21 protein-coding genes and 1 pseudogene are annotated in these 20,508 nt (G+C 69.1%); 4 read left to right on the forward strand and 18 right to left on the reverse strand.

The window, feature by feature from the left end:
• Window positions 1-110: 110 nt before the first annotated feature.
• From AB0D10_RS43285 to AB0D10_RS43330, 10 genes and pseudogenes are all read right to left on the reverse strand, one after another.
• Window positions 111-1,238, reverse strand: a pseudogene (locus AB0D10_RS43285) (IS256 family transposase); the annotation flags it as partial.
• Window positions 1,239-1,624: 386 nt separating this feature from the next.
• Window positions 1,625-2,368 (reverse strand): class I SAM-dependent methyltransferase, encoded by a 744-nt coding sequence (locus tag AB0D10_RS43290; protein ID WP_360267633.1) that lies wholly within the window; start codon window positions 2,366-2,368, stop codon window positions 1,625-1,627.
• Between the two features lie 120 nt (window positions 2,369-2,488).
• Window positions 2,489-3,058 carry a histidine phosphatase family protein gene (locus AB0D10_RS43295; protein WP_360267636.1) on the reverse strand — a complete coding sequence of 190 codons (570 nt, stop codon included), beginning with the start codon at window positions 3,056-3,058 and terminating at the stop codon, window positions 2,489-2,491.
• A complete protein-coding gene (locus AB0D10_RS43300) occupies window positions 3,051-3,812 on the reverse strand; it encodes an SDR family oxidoreductase (RefSeq protein ID WP_360267639.1) in 762 nt (253 codons plus the stop codon). The genes AB0D10_RS43295 and AB0D10_RS43300 overlap by 8 nt, the downstream gene beginning before the upstream one ends.
• Entirely contained in the window at window positions 3,797-4,927 is a 1,131-nt protein-coding gene (locus AB0D10_RS43305) for a hypothetical protein (protein ID WP_360267642.1), read from the reverse strand. The genes AB0D10_RS43300 and AB0D10_RS43305 overlap by 16 nt, the downstream gene beginning before the upstream one ends.
• A complete protein-coding gene (locus tag AB0D10_RS43310; RefSeq protein ID WP_360267645.1) occupies window positions 4,924-6,090 on the reverse strand; it encodes a glycosyltransferase family 9 protein in 1,167 nt (388 codons plus the stop codon). The genes AB0D10_RS43305 and AB0D10_RS43310 overlap by 4 nt, the downstream gene beginning before the upstream one ends.
• Window positions 6,090-6,665, reverse strand: coding sequence for a phosphoribosyltransferase family protein (locus AB0D10_RS43315; RefSeq protein WP_360267648.1), 576 nt, complete (start codon window positions 6,663-6,665; stop codon window positions 6,090-6,092). Before AB0D10_RS43315 ends, AB0D10_RS43310 begins: the two co-directional genes overlap by 1 nt.
• 68 nt (window positions 6,666-6,733) lie before the next feature.
• Window positions 6,734-8,530, reverse strand: a complete 1,797-nt coding sequence (locus tag AB0D10_RS43320) for a DUF4254 domain-containing protein (RefSeq protein ID WP_360267651.1) — start codon at window positions 8,528-8,530, stop codon at window positions 6,734-6,736.
• Window positions 8,527-9,198 carry a hypothetical protein gene (locus AB0D10_RS43325; RefSeq protein WP_360267654.1) on the reverse strand — a complete coding sequence of 224 codons (672 nt, stop codon included), beginning with the start codon at window positions 9,196-9,198 and terminating at the stop codon, window positions 8,527-8,529. The genes AB0D10_RS43320 and AB0D10_RS43325 overlap by 4 nt, the downstream gene beginning before the upstream one ends.
• A complete protein-coding gene (locus AB0D10_RS43330) occupies window positions 9,195-9,647 on the reverse strand; it encodes an NUDIX domain-containing protein (RefSeq protein WP_360267657.1) in 453 nt (150 codons plus the stop codon). Before AB0D10_RS43330 ends, AB0D10_RS43325 begins: the two co-directional genes overlap by 4 nt.
• A 180-nt stretch (window positions 9,648-9,827) precedes the next feature.
• Here AB0D10_RS43330 and AB0D10_RS43335 point away from each other — a divergent pair, with 180 nt between their 5' ends.
• Genes AB0D10_RS43335 through AB0D10_RS43345 form a run of 3 tightly spaced genes read left to right on the forward strand, consistent with a single transcriptional unit; the run spans window position 9,828 to window position 12,464 of the window.
• A complete protein-coding gene (locus tag AB0D10_RS43335) occupies window positions 9,828-10,952 on the forward strand; it encodes a helix-turn-helix transcriptional regulator (RefSeq protein WP_360267660.1) in 1,125 nt (374 codons plus the stop codon).
• Window positions 10,953-10,975: 23 nt separating this feature from the next.
• Window positions 10,976-11,566 carry an isochorismatase family cysteine hydrolase gene (locus tag AB0D10_RS43340; RefSeq protein ID WP_360267663.1) on the forward strand — a complete coding sequence of 197 codons (591 nt, stop codon included), beginning with the start codon at window positions 10,976-10,978 and terminating at the stop codon, window positions 11,564-11,566.
• Window positions 11,544-12,464: an FAD-dependent oxidoreductase gene (locus tag AB0D10_RS43345; RefSeq protein ID WP_360267666.1), complete on the forward strand. Its 921-nt coding sequence runs from the start codon at window positions 11,544-11,546 to the stop codon at window positions 12,462-12,464. Before AB0D10_RS43340 ends, AB0D10_RS43345 begins: the two co-directional genes overlap by 23 nt.
• Window positions 12,465-12,569: 105 nt before the next feature.
• Here the strand turns inward: AB0D10_RS43345 and AB0D10_RS43350 are convergent, their stop codons facing one another.
• The 6 genes from AB0D10_RS43350 to AB0D10_RS43375 form a co-directional block, all read right to left on the reverse strand.
• On the reverse strand, window positions 12,570-13,283 hold the full coding sequence (locus AB0D10_RS43350; protein WP_360267669.1) for a haloacid dehalogenase-like hydrolase: 714 nt from the start codon (window positions 13,281-13,283) through the stop codon (window positions 12,570-12,572).
• Window positions 13,284-13,411: 128 nt separating this feature from the next.
• Entirely contained in the window at window positions 13,412-13,546 is a 135-nt protein-coding gene (locus AB0D10_RS43355) for a hypothetical protein (protein ID WP_360267671.1), read from the reverse strand.
• A 314-nt stretch (window positions 13,547-13,860) separates the two neighbouring features.
• A complete protein-coding gene (locus tag AB0D10_RS43360) occupies window positions 13,861-14,379 on the reverse strand; it encodes a GNAT family N-acetyltransferase (protein WP_218197555.1) in 519 nt (172 codons plus the stop codon).
• Window positions 14,380-14,439: 60 nt separating this feature from the next.
• Window positions 14,440-14,928, reverse strand: a complete 489-nt coding sequence (locus AB0D10_RS43365; protein WP_360267701.1) for an HD domain-containing protein — start codon at window positions 14,926-14,928, stop codon at window positions 14,440-14,442.
• The gene (gene serS, locus AB0D10_RS43370) at window positions 14,886-16,172 is read right to left on the reverse strand and encodes a serine--tRNA ligase (RefSeq protein WP_360267674.1); all 1,287 of its coding nucleotides are present in this window, start codon (window positions 16,170-16,172) and stop codon (window positions 14,886-14,888) included. The genes AB0D10_RS43365 and serS overlap by 43 nt, the downstream gene beginning before the upstream one ends.
• Before the next feature lie 438 nt (window positions 16,173-16,610).
• Entirely contained in the window at window positions 16,611-17,039 is a 429-nt protein-coding gene (locus AB0D10_RS43375) for a GNAT family N-acetyltransferase (RefSeq protein WP_360267677.1), read from the reverse strand.
• Between the two features lie 183 nt (window positions 17,040-17,222).
• On the opposite strand from AB0D10_RS43375, the gene gltX reads away from it, so the two are divergent.
• Window positions 17,223-18,584: a glutamate--tRNA ligase gene (gene gltX, locus AB0D10_RS43380; protein ID WP_360267680.1), complete on the forward strand. Its 1,362-nt coding sequence runs from the start codon at window positions 17,223-17,225 to the stop codon at window positions 18,582-18,584.
• A gap of 439 nt (window positions 18,585-19,023) precedes the next feature.
• On the opposite strand, the gene AB0D10_RS43385 is transcribed toward gltX, so the two are convergent.
• Window positions 19,024-19,854: a hypothetical protein gene (locus AB0D10_RS43385; RefSeq protein ID WP_360267683.1), complete on the reverse strand. Its 831-nt coding sequence runs from the start codon at window positions 19,852-19,854 to the stop codon at window positions 19,024-19,026.
• 6 nt (window positions 19,855-19,860) lie between these two features.
• Complete coding sequence (locus AB0D10_RS43390; RefSeq protein ID WP_360267686.1) at window positions 19,861-20,448, reverse strand: hypothetical protein; 588 nt, start codon at window positions 20,446-20,448, stop codon at window positions 19,861-19,863.
• Window positions 20,449-20,508: the final 60 nt, after the last annotated feature.

A 20,508-nucleotide genomic window follows, 5' to 3' on the forward strand; every position in this document is an offset into this window, starting at 1 on the left:
CTCTCACCTCATCGACGGATGCCTCGCCGCCACCGGCCTGATCATGGACGGCTGACCACCTTCAGGCCGACATCACGAATTCAACTTCAGTAGCGGCGAGGGAACGCAATCCATTCGTCGTGCATCTCGAACAGCACGGCGGTGACCAGCCGCAGGAGCGCGTCGTCGTTCGGGAAGATCTGGACGACATCGGTGCGACGCTTGATCTCGCGGTTGATCCGCTCCAGCGGATTGGTGGACTGGATCTTCTTCCAATGTCGCTCGGGGAAGGCCGCGAAGGCGGTCAGGTCGTCCTTGGCCTCCAGCAGCATCTGGCTGACCTTGGGGAACTGCTTGCCCAGCATCTCGGCGACGGTGTCCAACTGGGCCCGGACCGCGGCCTCGGCCGGCTGGGCGAAGATCGTGCGGATCGTCGCGGCCACCATCTCACCGGCCTCCTTTGGGATCACCGCGAAGGCGTTTCTCAGGAAGTGAACGCGACAGCGCTGGTAGGCGGCACCGAGCATGACCTTGCGGATCGCCTTGACCAGACCGCTGTGGTGGTCGCCGATGACCAGCCGCACCCCGGCCAGCCCCCGTTCGCGTAACGAGCGCAGGAACTCGGTCCAGAACATCTCGGTCTCGCTGTCGCCCACCATCAGGCCGAGCACTTCCCGGCCGCCGTCCTCGGTGATGCCGGTGGCGACCACCACGGCCCGGGAAACGATTTGGTGGTTCACCCGCGCCTTGCAGTAGGTCGCGTCGAGGTAGACATAGGGGAAGCGGGTGTGGCCGAGCGGCCGGTCGCGGAAGGCGGTGAGCTGTTCGTCCAGGTCCGCGCAGATCCGGGAGACCTCGCTCTTGGAGATCCCGGTGTCCGCGCCGAGGGCCTTGACCAGGTCGTCGACCGAGCGGGTGGACACGCCCAGGACGTAAGCCTCCATGATGACCGCGTAGAGCGCTTGGTCGATCCGGCGGCGGCGCTCCAGCAGGCTGGGGAAGAAGCTGCCGGTGCGGACCTTGGGGATGGCCAGCTCCAGGTCTCCGGCCTGCGTGGTCAGGGTCTTGTCGCGGTGGCCGTTGCGCCAAGTGGTGCGGGCATCGCTGTGCTCACCGGGTTCAGCGCCGATCCGGGCGGTCGCCTCGGCCTCGATCAGCTCCTGCAGCATCCGCTGAGCCAGGACCCTGATCAACTCGATTCCATCCGCCGTACGCAGTGACTCCATGAGGCGGAGTAGGTCAGACTGGGACAAGGCCATCGCGCACCTCTCACTCAACGAGCCTTCCTACTCGGAGAGTTGCGCGATGGCTCCTTCATGACCAGGGGTTACACCAAGATCCCTGCTACACCACTCGGCGGGACGCCATCCGACTCGTCACCACAGCTCGGATGTTCCGGTGCCGAAATGACAGGGCGCGAACCCTCCCGGATCAGCCACCAACGACGAGCCTGCTGGTCACAGACCTATGACCAACCCTCAGAAGATCTGCACCCTTCTCGTATTCGGCCCAGGTTCGGGTGGCCACGCCTTGGCCGATGGCGCCGGGGTGGAGCCAGGGCCCGATCTCCGGCCGTCTTCCTGGGGTGTCGCCGCGTCGGAACAGCCCGCAGACGCCGACGATCGGGGCGGCGTCTACCCCAGTCTCAGCAGCTTGTCTTGGGCGCAGGGGCGACGTCAGGCGCCGCTGCCAGATCGAGCCAGAACGCTTTGTACAGCAAGGCGGGGTGCCGATGCTGGGCGGTTACTCGTCCACCCACGCGGTGGCCCATCATCGTGACTTCACGCTCCAGCAGGTGCTGGTCGCGTTCCTCGTTGAAGACGCCGATGATCAGCCGGCCTCCTGGTGCCACCACCTGGGTCAGCAGGTGCTCGACGTAGGCGCCGCGCAGTTGGGGCGGGACGTAGTCCAGTCCGGTGCGGACGATTGCGAAGGTGCGGGGCGGCTGCCAGCCCATCGCGTTCGCGTGCCAGATCCGGCTCGCCCATTGCGGGCAGCGCTCACGGGCGAGTGCGGCCAGGGCGTTGGAGATGTCCACGCCGTACGGCTCGATGGGGATGCCGTCCTCGGCCGCCCATGCGGTGAGTGTCTCCATGAGGTGGCCGTTGGCGCAGCCCACGTCGAGGAAGTCGCCGCCGGACGCCGGCAGCGCCTGGGTCAGGAGCCTTCGGGCGCGTTCCCAGTGAGCTGGGTCTCCGCTGTGCCCTGACTGGGCGCGGGGATTGTCGGCGGCCAGGTAGGCGGGTTCGATCAGCATGCGCACGGCTTCATGCCAGCCCTCCTGGTCAAGCGCGCCGGCGTTGAAGGCGGCGTCGATGGCTGCCGCCTCGCGCCAGCTGCGTTCCTTGCTGGCGGCCAAGTCGTCCGCAGCCGATGGTTCGGCGTTCATCTGTCCTCCGGAACGGATAGGGCGCCGGCCGTGCGAACTGCGTGAGCATCGCACGGACGGGGGGCGTGGTGCTGGCCTGACTCATCTCGCTGTCCGTCGAGCGGCGGGCTGGCCGCGGTTTCAGCTCCCAGCAACCAGCGTTAGTTCGCGTGTCTCGGTGAACTGCCAGGGGTCTTGTGCCGCTTCCTCGAAGGCTACCGCCGGACCGTCGCTGAGCCGGGTGAGAACACCGAGAAGCAGCGCGTGGGAGACGAGGAGCAAGCTGCCTCGGCGGGCGGTGGCGGTCAGCAGAGTCAGGCAGTCCGTCGCGCGGGCATGCAGGTCGGCGAGGCTTTCGCCGTCGCCGCAGCCCAGTTCGGGGTTCTCGTGACGTTGTGCGCGCCAGGTGGTGTACACGCTGGGGTAGGTGTCGGGCCCGCGGCCGTGGACGATGCTGGGCGCTCGCCATTCGGCAAAGATCGGGATAGCGGCGACGATCGGCAGGCCGGTGTGGTGGGCGAGGATCGCGGCGGTCTGTCGCGCCCGAGGCATGGTGCTGGTGACGATGCTGGTGATCCCGGTGGGGAGGTTGCGGGTGGCGTGGCGGGCTTGCTCGCGGCCTTCGTCGGTGAGCGGGGCGTCAGGGTGGGCGTGGTGGCCGGGTTGGTGGCCTTGGTAGGCGGCGTGGCGCATGAGCCAGATGTCAGCCAAGGATCCAGCCTCCGTCGACGCGCAGGGTCTGGCCGGTGATGAAGCCGGCTTCGTCGCTGACGAGGAAGGCGACGGCGGCGGCGATGTCGTCGGGGTGTCCGCGACGTTGGATGCACTGGCGGGCGAGTTGGCGGGCCGTCATGGCTTCGGGCTCTGGGACGACGTCGTCTTCGGCCGGTACGCGGATGGAGCCGGGGGCGATGCAGTTGGCGGTGATGCCGCTGGGGCCGAGTTCGCGGGCGAGGGCGCGGGTGAGGCCTTCGAGACCGGCCTTGGCGCTGATGTAGGGGGCGAGGTCGTGGCGGCCGGCGGTGGCCAGGACGGATCCGATGGTCAGGATCCGGCCCCAGCCTTGCGCGGTCATGGCCGGGGTGAGGGCTTGGGCCAGGAGGTAGTGGCTGGTGAGGTTGGTGTCGAGGTTGTCGCGCCAGTGGTCGAGGGTGAGGTCGGGCCATGGCGTGCGCGGGTAGGCGCCGGCGTTGCTGACGAGGATGTCGATGGTGCCGATTCGGTCGGTGGCGGTGCGGGTGAGGTGTTCGACCTGGTCGGGATCGCGCAGGTCGGCGTGGATCGGCACGGCGGTGGTGCCCTGCCGGCCGAGGTGGGCGGCGAGTTCGCGGGCGGCCTGGTGGTCGTCGAAGTGGGCGAGGACCAGGGTGGCTCCGTCAGCGGCGAGGCGTCGGGTGATGACCTGGCCGAGGCCGCCGGTTGCTCCGGTGATCAGGGCTGTGCGGCCGGTCAGGGTGTCGCGCACAGGGTGTCCTCGAGGTGGAAGAAGTCGATCGGGTTGAAGTCGGGGTCCATGGCTTCGGCGAGGCGGGCGAGCACGACCATTCGGTCGCGCGCTCCGAGGTCGGCGAGGTTGTAGACGGCGAGGATGCGCATCACGAGGTAGGGGCGCAGTAGGTGACCGAGGTCTTGGTCGGGCCAGAGGTCGGCGGCGGTGGGTTCGACGAGGTGTTGCCAGTACCAGGTGGCGGCGGCCTGGCGGGCCGGTGAGGGGGTGGTGGTGTAGTCGATGCGGATGGTGCGGGTGCGCGGGTCGATGGCAGCCCAGTGGAGTTTGGGTCGGTTGGCGGGGAGTTGGGCGAGTGTGGCGGGGTGGTCGGTGAACGCGGTGGGGTTGTAGGTGGGGACGAGCCAGCCGCCGAGGGCGGTGGTGTACCAGAGGAAGTTGGCGAATTCGCCCAGGAGGCTGTTCATGCCGGCGGTGTCGTAGTCGAGCCAGGCGATGGGGTTGGCGAGGTTGACGTCGGTGGGGTCGCCTTGGGTGAGTGCCGCCCAGACGGGCTCGTCGGCGGCGAACTGGTCGCGGATCCAGGCGAGGGTGTGGTGCCAGTCGAGGTGCAGTTCGCGGTTGTTGACGATCAGGGTGTGGTTGGTGAGTTCGCTGACGGGCAGTGGTGCGTTGAATGGGAAGTCGCGGTCGAGGTAGTAGTCGTCGAGGCGTCCGCCGGGCTGTGCGCGGTCCCAGTAGAGCTTGCGGACGACCTCGCGGGGGTGGAGCAGGCGGGCGGTGGCGGCGATGGCCTTTCGGTAGGCCTCGGTCAGTGTCGTCATGTAGGCGCGCAGTTCACCGGTGGGCTGACCCGGAATGCTGAGCAGATCGAGCAGCAGGCCGCTGTCGGTGCCGATGGGCAGGCGCTCGTAGAGCAGCAGGCGTCCGCCTGGGACGCGCTGGTGGGCGAGGAGGGCGGGCAGGCGGTATTGGTCGGCCAGGGCGTGGTGTCCACGGATCTCGGCGAGTGCTTCACTCGGGTCGCGGGTGTACTTGAGCATGATCGGTCGGCCGGCCACGGTGGCGGGCAGGAGCAGGTTGCGGGTGAAGCGCCGGAGGGGTCCGATGCTCCACCGCCGGCTGGTTGTCATCGGCGGCCTGCCAGGAGGCGGGTGGCGAGGTCGGCGACTGCGGCTGGGGTGATGGCTGTCAGGTCCGCGTCTGTGGGTTGGTCGAGGTGGTCGCGGACGGGGCACAGGTCGCCCTGGTGTATGAGTTCGGAGGCGGGGGTGGCGATGGCGTGGTGGTGGGGCAGGCCGGTGCGCCACTTGCTGTGGCTGTGGCGGGCGTAGAGGCCGATGACGTGGGGGCCGGCGCCGTTGGGGTTGCGGGCGAGGGCGGCGAGGTGGGTCAGGCCGGTGTCGTTTCCGAGGACGAGGTCGGTCTGCGGGAGGAGGTCGGCCAGGTCTTCGGCCGGCATGCCGTCCAGGTGCAGGACCTGCAGGTTGCCGCGGGGCGGTTCGGCCCTGGCGGTGGTCTGCGTGTCGGCGTCAGTCTTGGCGCCGATGAGCAGGAGCCGGACGGGGGCGTCGGTGTGGCAGGCGATGCGTTCGGCGGCTTCGGTGAACCGGTCGGCGCCGTAGTCCTTGAGCTGGGGCCAGCTGGTGGCGGTGATGGCGGCGATGGTGAGTCCGTCGAGCCAGTGCGCGGTGTGGAGTTGGTGGACCTTGGCGTTGCTCCGCGCGCACAGCAGCGGGGCGAAGGGGCCGGTGGCCGGAAGGCGCACACCCAGGCGGCGCTCGAGTGCGAGGTAGTGGCGTGCAGGCAAGTCGGGATGGGCCTGTCCGTCGGTGGACCAGCAGGGTGGTGCGGCGGGATCGCAGATCAGGTAGGTGCCGGCGCCGGGGCCGCGGGTGGTGGCGCCTTCGCGATCGGCGATCATCACCTGCCGGTGGTCGCTCGGGCCCAGGACGTCGAGCCGTGCGAGGCTGGTCCGGGCGAAGAGCGCGGTGTGCGGGCCGGTGACGGTGACGCGGACCGGCGTGCCGCGGCGAAGGGCGAGCCATTCAGCGGCGGCGCGGACCGCGGCGAGGGCGAGCAGGCTGTCTCCGAGCTTGCCGTGCAGGGCGATCTCGATCTGGGTGCAGTCGGCCAGACGGGCGACCAGGTCGACGGAGGGCGGGAGGGGGAGCTGCTGACCGACATCCAGGTCGTGCCGGTCGTAGCCCAGCGGTGTGGTGTGCAGGTCGCCGGCCAGGTAGCGGGTCTGCCCGTCGTGGCACCAGATGTCGGGTTCTGCGGCCTGAGTGGTCATCAGTCGCCCTGGATGGTGTGGAGGCTGGTCAGCGGCAGGCTGAGATCGGCGAGGTTCTGTCGGCCGGTGTGGCGCTGGTCCTCGACCAGGCAGATCGCGCCGAGCGGGATGGCGCCCGCGTCGCGCAGGCGCTGGGCGAGGTTGGCCAGGGTCTGCCCGGTGGTGATCTCGTCGTCGACGAGCAGGACCCGGCTCCCACGAGTGATCCCGTAGGCGTACACATCGGTGCGGCGGGCGTGCGGCTCGCTGAACTGGACCATGCCTTCCAGCGGCAGGTGCAGCTTCCACGCGATCTTGTAGGGCAGGCCGGCGGCCTGAGCCACGGCGAGGGTGGGGATGATGCCGCCGGCGTCCAGGCCGAGCAGGTAGTCGACGGGGCCGAGCGCCATCTCGTCGTTGGCCGCCTTCCACAGGTTCTGGCCGACGCTGATCAGGTCGGTGGTGTGGACGGGCTGCTCCAGGCCGTCGAGCGAGTGGATGACGCGCTCGCGGCGGCTGGTCTCGGGGACACTCAGGCGCTCCACGACGCGGGCGGTGAACGGCACTGCGGTGGCGGATTCGAAGGTTTCGGGCATGGCGGTACTCCGGTGGTGGCGGGTGAGGTGAAACGAGCTGCTCCGGGAGTGGGCCGGCAGCGGTGGCGCTAGGCAGCGAGCTGCAGGGCGTACCAGGCCAGGAGGCGGTCGGCGGCGGCGGTGACCACGGTGAGCGCGTTGTCGGGGGCGCCGTCGCGCCAGGCGTCGGCGACGTGGTGCAGCGTGGGCAGGTCGAGCGGGCCCAGACCGGGCAGGTGGGAGGCTGCGGCGAGGATCTCGTCGGGGCCGCTGGTCCAGTGGCCGTGCTCGCGCAGGATGAGGCGGACGGCGAGGACGATGTGCTTGTAGAGCTGGCGCACGCTTCCCGGCGTGGCCTCGGCGCGCAGGCGCCGCAGGGTGATGATGACCTGGGGGAGTTCTCGCACGGCGGCCCGCGCCAGGTCGTCGAGGGTGATGGCGGGCAAGTGCAGGCCGGCGGCGCGGTGCAGAACGGGCTGGCCGCTTTGGATGTTGTAGAGGGCGAAGGCCAGCCGGGGCACGAGGCGATGGGCGAGCAGCTCGTCGGCGGTGACCAGGGTGAGGCCGACCGAGGCCGCGTCGTCCAGGCGGCGGCGGTAGTCGGCCAGCGCACGGTGGACGATGGGGGCGGCGTCGTGGTCGGCGACGACCAGCAGGTCCACGTCGGACCAGCCGGGGATCCAGGTGCTCTGGACGGGGCTTCCGGTCAGCGCCGCGAGCTGCACTGCGGGGCCGGCGGCGCGCAGTGCGTCGGCGAGAGCGGCGGTGGCATCGGCCACGATCACAGGGAGTTCGGGCGACTGGGGTATCGCGGTCGGCGACTGGTCGGGTTCGATGGCCGGCCTTTGGGCGGTGCGGGTCAGCCAGGCGCGCAGGTCGAGGATGCTGCCGGTGTTGTCGAGGACGAAGTCGGCCACCTCCAGGACGCGGTGGGCACCGCGGGAGAGCTTGACCTCGTCCTTGGCGGCGACCGCCTGGGGGGAGGTGCCGGATCGGGCGGCTCGCACGTCGAACTCCGCGTCCAGATAGACGATCTGCAGCACCTCGCCCATGAGCTTCTTCAACTCGGTGATGGAGGCGTCGTCGTGGACGGACTCGATGGTGAACAAGCGCACGTCGCGGTGCCCGTCGGCGAAGCGGTTCAGCTCCTCCAGCAACAGCTCGGCCTGCCGGAGGGCAGACAGCTGGTAGGGGTCGCTCAGGCCGTGGCGCAGGGCGCCCTGCTGCAGGAGGTATCCGATCTTCAGACGCTGGGCGCCGTGGAAGTCGACGAGGTACTGGGCGCTGGTGCTCTTGCCGCACTCGCTCAGGCCGCCGAAGGCCACCACCCGGTCGATTCCCCGCGCCGGCCGGACGGAGATCGGGGCCCCCTGGTCGCGTCCGTAGAGCTTGTGGCGGGCGGCGCCCGGGAGCCTGCGCCGACCGGACGTCACCTCGCCGGTGAGCACGTCGACGGCCGCAGCGAGCTCGTCCCGCTGATGGTGCAGCATCGGCACCCGGCGGGCCATGAGGTCGTCGCGTTCGGCGGCCCGCTCGGTGTGGAAGACCCGCAGCGTCAGGACGCTCAGGCGGTCCAGGCTGCCGGCGATCGTCTCGGTGTGCACCGGCACCTCGCCCGAACCGGCGGTGGCCAGGGTCGTGAGGACCTCGTCGGCGCGTTCGGCGAGCTGGTTGCGCTCCGCGTTCAGCTGGTCGATGGCCCGTTTCGCATCCGCCACCGCGGCCGGGTCGACCCCGGCCGCGCGGACGCGGTCCTCCGCCTCCCACAGACGGCTGTTGACGGTGTGCAGGCTCTCCAGCGCCTTCGTCAGGCGGTCGCGGTCCTTGTCCGGAAGCGCCTGCACGGCTTCGGCCAGACGGGGCGGGAGAACGAGGGGCGGGATCACGAGTCGGCTCCTGTCCTGAGAAACAGCGAGGGGAGAATGCGCGCAGCGTGGGTGAGCACACGGACGTGGACTTCGTCGACTCCGCGGCCCTCGCAGTCGATCACCGCCGCGTAAGTGCCCTGGGCGGCCTGCAGGCTCAGGACCTCGTGCAGGATGTACTGGTAGCGGATGTACACCCCAGTCCACACCCGGCCCTCGCGCACGCTGGTGATCGCGTAGCTGCGGGCCCCATCCCGGGCGGGCAGCAGCAGGATCGCCGCCTCCGGCTCGGCGGCCAGACCGCTGTCGGCAGCGAGGGCTTCGACGCCGGCCAGCGCCTGCTCGCTGGTGAGGTTGTCCTTGATGGCGCTGGTGGCCGCTGCAGCCGCCAGGAGCATCGGCAGCCCGCGATCCAGCAGGCCCACTGATCCCTGCCGGCGTGCCGCCGCCCGCATGACGTGGCTGGCCAGCATCATGCCGGTCAGCTCCCTGGTGCTGACCTTCTCGAACCACCACGTGGCGTAGGCGCCCTGCGCGGCCTCGTTCCAGGGCTCGGGGTCGTGCTGGTGGATCGAGCCGAGGAGCTGCAGGCCGGGACGGTGGTCGGCGATCCGGGCCAGGTGGGTGGTCTTGCCGACGTTGTCCGGCCCGTTCAGGCTCAGGAACCACGGCACCGTCCTGGGGCTCACCACTCGCTCACCGCCCGGATCGCCTCGATGTTGGCGGCGATGAAGTCCGCCAGCTGCGGCGGCATCAGCTGGATCCCGCGCACGGCCTCCGCCGTGAACGGCACCCGGACAACCTCGTAGCCGCCCCGCTCGGGCTTGGCGAACTCGGTGCCGGTGCGCGCCTGGATGTCCATCTCCTTCAGCCGGGCCGCGAAGATGTGCTGGACACCCAGACCACCCTCTAGCTCGTCGGTGATCAGGTGAACGAGCTGCGGCGTGTGGACCGTCCCGCCCAGCTCCTCGAACACCTCCCGGTGCAGCGCCGCCTCCACGCTGGCGTCGCTGGGCTCGACGCCCCCGCCGACCGTCACCCAGTACGGTTCGCGGCCGGGCTTGGTCCGCAGGATCAGCACCAGCTCCTCCCCGTCGAGCAGGATCGCCCGGGCGTTGCGCTTCACGATCTGGGGCATGTCTGTGGACTCCTCACGATTTGCGACCGGACGGCGAACTCCGTCGAGAGATCAGCATGACGGCTGACGTACTGCCTGAGGTTGAACGATCGCTGCACCGCCGCCGTACCGCTGCCGAACCAAGACGGCTACGCTGACCATCCGGCACCGGCACTGACAGTGACTTGGGGGGGGTGACAGATGATCAGTGTGCAGCGGTGGAGCGGCAGGGAGGCCGCGCTGCTGCGTGAGGCTATGCGCATGACCCTGCGCGACTTCGCGGACTACCTCGGGGTCAGTGACCGGGCCGTGTCGAAGTGGGTGGCCGGCGGGGCGGCCCTGATCCCCCGCCAGGAGTCCCAGGCCATCCTGGACACCGCATTGGAGCGCTGCTCGGACGAGGTCCGCGCCCGCTTCGCCGAAGCCCTCGGGCAACGGTCCTCCCCGCGCGCTGCGTTGGCCCCGATCGTCGTCGACTCCCACAAGTTCATCCCGGTCTACATCGGCGAGGACCGCGCGCGACACCTTCGCGGTGCGATGACCGAGACGCCCGGTGCGTGGCTGGAGCGCTCCTCCACGGAGATCCAACGCCCCGACGGCGCCTGCACCCTGCACGTGTTCGCCTGCGGCGTGGCCGTGTTCCACCTCGTCCAAAGTCGGCAGCCAGCCTCCCTCACCGACCTGGCCCTGTGGCGCTACCGCACCTACGCCGCCGACCTTCCCTGGGCCAGAGATGCCCTCGCCGACGCCCTCGACGTCCCTGTGGCCCAGGCCCCGAACCCGGAGTACGTGCTGTCGATGTACTGGCTGGTCAGCAGTCCCTGGCGGGACGACCAACTCGAAACCGCCACACGGCTCCTGTCGACCCCATCGGTCCTCGTCAACCGCACCAGCGCCGTCCCGCAGCCCCTCGACGCCTCGGTGGAGGACACGCTCCTCGACCACGGCTTCGAGCATCCAGACCTGGTCTCGTTCGGGATTCGCGGTGTATCGACCGGATACGCCGGCTGGTCGGGCGTCGCCTACACCGCCCAGGACGCCGAGCGGAGTCTGACCCTGGACGAGCTGGTCACCTGCGAGCTCAACGTGCAGGCGCTGTGGGCCTTCTGCCGCCAGATCCAGCAGCTCGTCGAAGACGGCCAGGACCCCGCCACCTCGGAGGGCTACGGCTGGCGCTTCCTGCGGGCGGCGTACTCTCGCCTCACGACGGCCCGTGCCCAGGAGACCGCCCAGCACGTCCTGATGCGCGAAGCCGTCGTGAACACCAGCGGCCTGGCCGACCGCATGCGCGCGGCCCAGGACGCCCTGCGGGACACAGTCGGCTGACGATCAGGACGGGAAGGACACCGATGGACTCCAACGCGGCGTTGATCGTCGTCGACATGCAGAACGGCTTCCTCAACCACCACACCCAGCACCTCGTGGCCAAGGTCGCCGATCTCATCGACCGCTGGAGCGCGGCCGGCCGGCCCGTCGTCTTCACCCGCTACCTCAACTACCCCGGCAGCCCGTTCGAACGGCTCATCCACTGGACCCGCCTGCAGAGCTCCCCGGAGACCGACATCGCACCCGACCTGCTGCCCCGTGTGGATCAGGCCGTAGCGGTGATCGACAAACCCGCATACAGCTGGTTCACCCCCCAGGCCGTCTCCCTCGCCGCCGAGGAACGCTGGAGCGACCTCGTGTTCTGCGGAGTGGCAACAGAGAGCTGCGTCCTCAAGTCCGCCGCCGACGCGTTCGAGCGCGGCTTCACGCCCTGGATCGTGACCGACGCCTGCGCCAGCGACGCTGGCCCGGAGATCCACGACGCGGGCCTGCGCATCGCCCGTCGCTTCATCGGCTCCGACCAGTTGGTCACAAGCGACCAGGCACTCGCCCGCCTCGCCACGCCCACCACCGAGCAGGAGATGGAGCGCAGTGGTCACCCCCTCCCCCAGTGACTTGATCATCGTCGGCGGCGGCCCGGCCGGCTGCGCGGCAGCCGTTATGGCCGCCAGCGTCGGCATGCGCTCGGTCCTCGTCGAACCGCACGCGCTGTGCCACACGCTCCGGCGCATCCCCGCGCTCGACAATGTGCTCGGCTTCACCACCGGCCCCGCGCTGGCCGACGCCATCACCGCGGACGTCCGCCGCAGCGGCCTGTGCGAGATCCTGCTGGGCGAGCACGCCGAGCACCTCGACGCAGACGGGAACCAGGTCACCCTCCGCCTCGCCTCAGGACGACGCCTCACCGCTCCCTTCGCCGTCGTCGCCACCGGCGTACGACCGGCACACCTCACCGAGGCCCCCTGGATCAGCCACTCATCCGCCCATCTCGCCGCTCCCCCGCTCTGGGAAGCCGACCCATCAGCCCTGGCGAACCGGACAGCGCTGATCCTCGGCGCCGACCGCCCCCTCGGCACCCTCCTGCGCGCCCACCCCGACCTGCCAACCCGCCTGTTGGTCCTCCACCCCGCCTCAGACGACTACAAGACCGAGGAAGCCCACCACGACACCCGCGTCGAACTCATCCGCGTCAGCCAGGCAAGCCTCGAAGCGCAACCGGACGGCACGGTCACCGCAACGGGCACCACCGATGGCGAACAGCCCGGCCACTGGCAGGCCGACGCCGTCTTCCGGAACACCGGCTCAATGCCCGCCGTGCTGAAAGGAGTCCTCACCAGCGACGCATCGGGGTACTGCCCACCCGATCGCCAGCACCAGCGCGTCCTCACCGTCGGCGACCTCAGGTCCTCCCGCGGACAGCGAATCATGATCGCTACTGGCTCCGGCAGCGAAGCGGCCCTGCATGCCTACTACACCACCCGACTCGGCCAACGGCAGATAGCGGGCAGATAGCTCCACAGGCCCATCGCCCGTGGCCGCCGGCGGCCACGCGTGACGGCTGCCCCGATGGCCGAATACGCCAACACCCACCGACGGCACGGTCTCGCCTATGTCGCGTCAACCGACCAGCTCTGCCACGAGCTGGACGAGGCGAGCAGCGTCCTTGAGATCGGGCAGGACGCGGTCCGCCCCAGCTTCGAGAAGCGCAGCACCCGACGAAGCGCCCGAGGCCACCGCGATGACGAAGGCGCCCCCTTCGATCCCGGTCCGCACGTCCTCCAGCGAGTCTCCGATGATCACAGTGTTACCGCGATGGAAAGCGCCACCGTGCTTGGCTGCTGCCCGCTGCTGCGCAACCGCCACAAGGGCCGGCCGGTGGGGATCGTCGGAGGCATAGCCGCCGATTCCCAGGTCCACCAAGTCGGCCAGGCCCACCGCTTGGAGCTTGATCCGGGCACTCGATTGGAGATTGCCGGTGACCAGGGTCGAGAACGTGTCGTTCGTGGCGTGCATAGCCTCGAGCGCGGCCCTGGCGCCGGGCATCACATGACCGCGTTCACGCAGTTCTTCAGCGCGCGCTGCGAGCATGACCGGCATCAGGTCCATCATCTGCTGGGCCAGTTGCTCGGCCTCCCCCTGGGGAATGTCGTTGGCGAGCATCATCTCCAGGACGGCGACGGGCGTCGTCCGGCCCGTGCCAGGCTCAGGCATCCGCGCCGCCGGCCGACCAACAACCTCGCCGAACGCGTCCTGGTAGACCGACCGCTCCGTCTGCTCGACGCACAGCAGGGTACGGTCGACATCCCACAGGACCAGAGTGGATGAACTCATCTTGGTTACTCCTTGCTCGTCCGAGCGAACTGACCCTGGTGGCTGGTTGATAAGCCTCGTCAGCGGTTCAGCAGGGCCTCCCAACCGGTGACGGTCCGGCAATACCGGTCGACCAACAGCGGCGGGCGCTACGAAATCGGCGCCAGGGCTCGCTCCGCGTAGTCGGAGGAGACAACATCGAACACCAGGCCGTGGCAGCGTACGCCAACGCCGAGGTCGTAGCGAAGCCGGTCGAGCTCGATCCACCATTCGGCGTCGGCCACATCTGTCATCCTCTCCCGTCCAGGCGACCCTGCCCCCAAAGAGCCCTCGGGGGCGGCGAGCACGACCAGATCGGCCGGTTTCGCGCAGCACTCTCAGCGCCTGCGTGGCTGTGGCCGGGATCCGAACGTCGATCTCGCGGGGATCGCCGCGCTCGGGTGGCGTACCAGCGGGGGCATACCGTCCGCAGCCGGTACGCCAGCCCCGGATGTACTCCACCATCGGCCAGCTGAGACGAGCACGCTGCATCCAGGCACCGGGGACGCGCGCCTCGGTGCCGGCGGCGCTCGGCATCCACTACCTGCAATGTGACAAGTCACTTGGGACGTAGGTCGAGTGTGTACCGCAGCTCGGGAACGGTGAAGCCTCTGATGGTTTCTTCGCGGGCGACGCCGTCGGTACACCAGCCGTGCCGTTCGTAGAACCTACGGGCGCGGGCATTGCCGGTGAGCACCCACAGAGTCGCCTTGTCGAACCCGCCGCGGTGCAGGACGTCGTGAGCTGCTCGGACGAGATTGGATGCCAGGCCGTTCCCCCATTGTGGGGGTGCCACGTTCAGCGCCCAGAGCTCTCCCGCGCCGTCCGCGTCCGCGTCGCGCCCAGGACCGACGTGCGCGAAGCCCAGCGGAGTTCCGCTCACCTCAGCGACCAAGATGTTCTCTCTCGGGTCACGATCCCTACTCAAGGTCAGTTGCCACGTTGCCGTGCGACGCTCCAGTGTCGTCGCGTCGAGCAGGCCCTGTGGCATGAGGCCGGCGTACCCGACAATCCAAGCATCAAGGTGCACTCGGGCCAGCGCTGGACCGTCGCCGGCGACCGCTTCTCGGATCAGCATGTTGAAGTCCTTCTGGTCTGGGGCCCGGGGCCCGCCCCTCGGCGAGGCGGGCGACCGGCCTCAGCGGCGCCCTGCTGCCATCAGTTGGAGGTGATCGATCACCGAGTCCGTGTCGGTCAGATCAGTCAAGACCACGTGAGCGCCAGCGCATCGGAAACTCCTGCTCCAGGGCCTTCGCAGCCCGTCCTCAACTTCCGGCACGGCGAGCGAGTGGTTGGTCACCGGCCGCACGAACCGCGTGCCCACGCCGTGCTCGTCCCGCAGGGGCCTTGCGCCGTCGAGGGGATGAAAGCCCATCGGGGCCAGATGGGCAGCGTAGCCGACATCGTGGAGCACCGCGGCGGCTACCAGCAGGCCATCATCCGCTCCGGCGACCGCGGCCAGGTGCTCGGCTTGGCGTGTCACCCCTTGGGAGTGCGACCACCGCCTCGGCAGGGTGGCCCGGGCAGTGGCCTCTCCTGCGCCATCGACCCGGACGCGCCGTTCCAGGCCTGCCGCCGGTACGACTACCTGGGTGCTGCCGGGGTCAAGGACTTGCAGCCGAGCCAGCGCTGCAGCACCGTCGGCACTGCGACGGTGCCGTCAGGCTGCTGGTGCTGTTCCAGCAGGGCCGGCACCAGGCGGCTGGTGGCCAGCCCGGAGCCGTTCAGGGTGTGTACGTAGCCGGGCTTCCCTGTTGCGGGGCGGTAGCGGATGTTGCCGCGCCGGGCCTGGTAGTCCCGGGCGTTCGATACCGAGCTCACCTCGACGTAGGCGTCGATGCTGGGCAGCCAGACCTCGACATCGAAGGTCTTGGCCATCGAGGCGCTGGTGTCCTCGGCGGCAAGCCGGGTGATTCGGTGGTACAGGCCGAGTGCCTCGACCAAGTTGGCTGCTTTGGTCAGGAGTTCCTCGTGAGCGAGGTCGGAGGCGTCGGGGTGCGCGAACTGGAACATCTCGACCTTATTGAACTGGTGGCCGCGAAGGGTCCCACGGTCGGCGGCGCGGTAGCTGCCGGCCTCGCGCCGGTAGCAAGGCGAGTAGGCGACGTACTTGCGCGGGAGTTCGCCCTCCGTCAGAACCTCGTCGCGGTGGAGGTTGACCAGAGCGGTCTCCGAGGTCGGCAGCAGGAACTGCTGGGGCCCGGCTGGACCTTGTTCGAGCGCGAAGACGTCCTCGGCGAACTTGGGGAACTGGCCTGCAGCGTAGCCAGCCTGATAGGTCAGCAGATGGGGCGGCAGGATGAGCTCGTAGCCGTCCTGAACGTGGCTCTCGATGAAGAAGTTGAGCAGCGCCCATTCGAGGAGGGCGCCGTTGCCGCGGTAGACCCAGTTGCCGGTGCCGCCGAGCTTGACGCCCCGCTCGTAGTCGATCAGCCCGAGTCGGCGGGCCAGATCGACGTGGTTGAGCGGCTCGAAGTCGAAGGCCGGCCGGGTGCCATGCTCGCGGACGACCTGGTTCTGTTCCTTGCCGCCGGTCGGCACGTCCTCGTCGGGCAGGTTGGGCAGCTGGTCGAGGAACGCCTGGCGCTCGCTGGCCAGGGCGGTGAGTTGCTCTTCGAGTGCGGCAAGGCGCGTGCCGAGTTCGGTTGCCTGCGTGCGCTTGGCGACAGCGGCTGAGTTCGCCGGGTCGAGCCGCGCGATCTCGCGCGAAATCTGCTTGCGCTCGGCGCGTAGCGTCTCGACCTCGGTCGTGCCATGCCGGTACTTCTCGTCCAGGGCGAGGAAGGCAGTGAGGTCGATGTGAACAGCTCGCTTCGCCAGCGCGCGCTCGACGCGCTGGGGGTGCTCGCGGATCACGGTGATGTCCAGCATTTCGGTTCCCATCGATCAGTCGGAATCCGACGTGATCCCTTGGGGGCGTGGGCGAGAAGGGAACTCGCGGTGCCACCACGCCTTCGCCGTCACCCGGAGGTGACGGCCTCGACAGCTCGATTACGGGAGCGAACCGGCGGGGCATTGGGCCGCAGCTGGCCGTTCCTCCCCGCACTCGGGAGGGGATTCACCTCAGGACGCGAGGCTGCCTTCCCAGCTGCCGGCAGCTCTCTCGGCTCGCGTGCCCTGCGGCTACTTGTCTCCGTCAGCGCGTTGGCCAGAGGGTAGAACGCCCGGGCTCCGTGAGCAACGCCGAATCGCCGTCCAGATTCGGCCGATCACCCTGAGCGACCTCACGATGGTGTGCGTGAATCGCAGTCTTGCCAGCTCAGCAGCCTCCCTGCCACCGGTTCCCGTAGGGACGGGTGCCGAAGCTGTTCACGTCCCGAAGAGCCGCATAGAGCGGGCGTTCTCCTCGAAGCCGAGCGAACGATACAACCGCTCCCCGTCTGCGCTGGCGGTGAGGTTGACCAGTCCACAGCCCTGACCCCAGAACCAAGCGAGCAGGCAGGCCGTGACGGCTCTACCGTACCCCTGGCGGCGGTAGCCCGGTTTCGTCAGGACAAGATGCACGTACCCAGTTCGGCCAGTGTAGGTCGGCCCGGGTGGCGCCTGATAGATGGTCCCGAGTGCGGCGGAGACGAGGTGGCCAGCTGGCACGTCGACGACGAACCCCGCCATGTCCTCAGCGCGAGCGAGTCCGTCCGTCAGGTAGGCGGTGAGGTCCTCGAACCATCGGCCAATCGGGGGCGCCTTGATCATTTCCGAGCGAAGCCGCGCTATCGACAGCGCATCTTCCTCTGTCACTCTCCGTACATCCACCTCGCCTTGTCCTTCGATCGGGTGGCCTCGCGACACGCCCCTCGCCCACCATCAGGGCAACACCGATCACGGTGAACGGCAACTCGTGCCGACCGGCGCCGCTACCGTGTTCGCATGACTGTTGTCCCTTCGCCTGTCCGCGTTCGCTTCGCTCCGAGCCCTACGGGCATGTTCCACGTCGGTGGCGCCCGTTCGGCTCTCTATAACTGGGCGACCGCACGACAGCGCGGCGGCAAGTTCGTCCTGCGGATCGAGGACACCGATGCGGCTCGTAATCGCGAGGAGTGGACCGAGGGGATCATCAGCGCGCTCGCGTCCATCGGCATCTCCAAGGCGGACCCGGCGTTCGAAGGCCCCTACTTCCAGTCGGAGAACGAGACCCGGCATCGCGAGGCCGCCGCCGGACTGTACGAGGCCGGCCTCGCGTACTACTGCGACTGCACGCGCGAGCAGGTGACCGAGCGCACCGGTTCCCAGCAACTCGGCTACGACGGGTTCTGCCGCGAACGCGCCCTGGGCTTCGAGGCCGGCCGGGCCCTGCGCTTCCGCACCCCGGACGAGGGGGTCACTGTGGTGGTCGACCTGATCCGCGGTAACCCCGAGTTCCCCAACGCGGCCATCGAGGACTTCGTGGTCGCGCGGGGCGATGGCAGCCCGGTCTTCCTGCTGGCCAACGTGGTCGACGACCTTGACGAGGGGATCACCCAGGTGATCCGCGGCGAGGAACACCTCTCCAACACCCCCAAGCAGCAGCTGCTGTGGCGCGCTCTGGGCGCCGAGCCCCCGGTGTGGGCGCACCTGCCGGTCATCGTGAACGAGAAGCGGCAGAAGCTCTCCAAGCGGCGCGACAAGGTGGCTCTGGAGGACTACCTGACGGAGGGCTACCTGCCGGAGGCGGTGGTCAACTACCTGATGCTGCTGGGCTGGGGCCCGAAGGACGACGTCGAGATCCGTCCGTACGCTGAGCTGGAACAGCTGTTCCGCGTGGAGGACGTGAACGGCTCCTCGGCGTTCTTCGACATCAAGAAGCTGGCCTCGTTCAACGGCGAGTACATTCGGGCACTTCCGGTAGACGAGTTCGTGGCGGCGTGCGCACCGTGGATTTCCTCGCCTCGGGCCCCGTGGCCGGCGGAGGCGTTCGATCCGGCGCAGTTCGCCGCCGTGGCCGGCCTGGCGCAGACGCGGATCTCGGTGCTGTCGGAGATCACCGCGTACGTCGACTTCCTGTTCCTGGACGAGCCGGCGCGCGACGAGGCGTCGTGGGCGAAGGCGATGAAGGAGGGGTCGGCAGACCTGCTTCGGGAAGCGCGGCGGCGGCTGGCCGAGGCCGTATGGGAGGCGGCATCGCTCAAGGCGGTTCTGGAGGAGACGGCTTCCGTGTTCGGCTTGAAGCTGGGCAAGGCCCAGGCGCCGATCCGGGTGACGGTGACCGGCCGGACGGTGGGGCTGCCGCTGTTCGAGTCGTTGGAGGTTCTTGGCCGTGAACGGACCCTGCTACGTCTGGACAAGGCGCTGGCGGAACTGGCGTGATGCCCGAGGGCCCACACGCCCTGGTGGTGTGCGGGCCCTGTGCCTCTTCCGACTGCTCGGCGTAGATCGACGAGACGGTACTCGGGTTCCGGGTCTGTACGGTCTTCGGCCAGACTCTTGGTCAGCCACAGCACCTTGTAGTGGGTCGCGGGGTGCCGGTGGTTTGCTCTGGTGGTGCCAGCTGGGGTGTAGCCGCAGGATCGCAGCAGGTCCTGCATTGTGCTCTGGTCACGTTCCTCGTTGTAGACACCGATGATCAGTCGGCCGCCCGGGGCGACGACGTGATTCAGCAGATAGGCCACGTATGCGCCGCGCAGGTCCGCCGACGGGAGCTGTGCACCCAGTATCCGGACAGAGTGGCGGCGGTCGAGACGATCGTCGCCAGCAGGGCGCTCCGCTCTCCCCCGCTAGCGTCGTTCCTTCGCAACCAGGCTGACCCTCAGCCCGATTGAAGCGCATGGATCAGCTGTGCAGCCTCCCGCCGTGCCGGCTCCGCCCGCGGATCCTTCGGGTTGGCGTGCGGTCCGACGATCTTCGCCAGCACGAACAACCGCATCACCATCCCGTCCCGGCTCTCAAGGTCCGCCTGGCGCTCCCTCCGCACCCGGTCAGCGAGCGCCGGTACCGCGAGGGAGGCGGCGTACAGCGACGCCGAATCCAGTCCGCGCGGCGCCATCCCCCAGTCCTCCCAATCGAACATGCAGAACTCGCCAGGGCCGGTGACATTCGCCCAGTTCAGGTCCGCGTGCGCAGGACACCACCGTTCCACCCTGGTGTCCTGCGCCTCCGGGAAGGCGGCCCCGATAGTGTCGCCGACCAGCTTTTGCGTGATCTGCTCGGTGTCCGGGGTCGCCACCCGGACCGTGCGCTGATCGGCGAGAGCTGTCAGCGAGGCGTTCAGTGAGCGCCACCACGTACCCGGCAGCTCCGGGTCGACGGCCAGCACCGCCGTACCGACGGGGCGGCCCGGCAGCAGCGAGGTCTCGTCCGCCTGCCAGATCGCCTGGTCGCCCGGGTCTTTCCATGTTGCCGACCCGGACCAGCGTGGCATCGCCACGCCGGTCAGCACCACTGCGGCTTCGACTCCGCCCCAGCCCTGTTCCCGAGCCCGCGCCCACGGGCGTCGTTCAATCCGGACCCAGTTGCCGCGGTCGGTACGGGCTCCTACCGTCCGGCGCTTGCACACCACGCTGGTCCGGTCCAGCCTCGTGCCGAGGCGCTGCTCCACCTCGTCCAGCACGTGATCGACGGGTTCCTGCCGAAGGTCCATGGTCTTCTACCGGACGAGTCCGAGGGCGGGGCCCTGCGGCGGGGTGACCCCGGTCAGCTCACGTGCCTGGTCGGCGAGGTGGGGCGCCAGTTGCGGGTAGTACCCGCGGTCCACGGCCTGGAGCATCTCCGCAAGGGCGACCAGTTGACCGATGCGTCCGGCCGGGGTGTCGAGGATGTCGGAGAACTCCGCACGGATGCGGTCCGCGACCGCCGGCACGAGGAGGCTGCTGACCCACAGGACTGCGGGGTCGTAGCCGACCGGGACGAGTCCCCAGCGTTCCCAGTCCAAGATCATGAGCGGATCAGCGGTCAGGTTGGACCACTGCAGATCTCCGTGGCCGGTGACCCGTTCGATGTTCGCAGGGGCCGGGATGCCGAGGTACGTCGGGAAGACCTGATCGATCCAAGTTGGGCGCAGGGTGATCTTTGTGCCCGGGGCCGTGGCGATGCCGGCCAGTGCATTCTTCAGATCGCTCCACCAATTGTCCTCCAGGCCCGGGTCTGCGTGGAGGCCGGGTGTCGAGGACACCGCGGGGCCAGTGAAGTCGAAGACGTCTGCCTGGTAGAACCAGTCATCCTTGGTCCAGTCCACGGTGTCGTGCAGCCGTGGACGCGGAACGGGCTCTGGGATGAGCTGCTGCGCTCCAAGCGG

Source organism: Kitasatospora sp. NPDC048545, assembly GCF_040651155.1.
Taxonomy (GTDB): Bacteria; Actinomycetota; Actinomycetes; order Streptomycetales; family Streptomycetaceae; genus Kitasatospora.